A 510-nucleotide genomic window follows, 5' to 3' on the forward strand; every position below is an offset into this window, starting at 1 on the left:
CAGCGCGGTCTCCAGCGACTCGGCCGCCCGCCGCAGCGCATCGAGCGAAGCGGCGCCGGATTGCTCGGCCGCCTCGATCTGCTGGCGCCGCAGGTCCAGCGTCTCGGAAATCCTGTCAGCGCGTTCGCGGAACTCGCGGCCGAGATCGCCGAGCTGGTCGGCGTCGAACCTGGGCGGCGACCGGCCCGGCGAGATTCCGGGGTCCGACGCCGGGGACTCCCGGCCACCTACTATCCCTCCCTCGAGCGGGCCGCCGCCCGCCTGGGCTTCGCGCCCCGGGTCACCCTTCGGGAGGGCCTGCGGGAGACCCTCGCCGCAACGACCGAGTCGGTCCCGGACCGCCTCCCGCGCACTGCCTGACGACTGCGTAGACTCAGCCACCCACGCCGGCGACCGGCCCGAGGAGTCGTGTATGTTCCGGCGCGTGCAGGACTTCGCGAATCTCTCGGTGGCCGTCCCGGGCGGCACCGGCTTTCTCGGGACCGCTGTGGTCGGACAGCTCCTCGACCG

The 510-nt window shown here is 73.5% G+C and carries 1 protein-coding gene; it reads right to left on the minus strand.

The window, feature by feature from the left end; all coding sequences use genetic code 11:
- Positions 1-381: hypothetical protein (locus AAFX79_13890; protein ID MEO1009646.1), on the minus strand; the 381-nt coding region annotated here is incomplete at its 3' end.
- Positions 382-510: the final 129 nt, after the last annotated feature.

The sequence above is a fragment of the Planctomycetota bacterium genome (genome assembly GCA_039819165.1).
Lineage (GTDB): Bacteria > Planctomycetota > Phycisphaerae > Phycisphaerales > UBA1924 > JAHCJI01.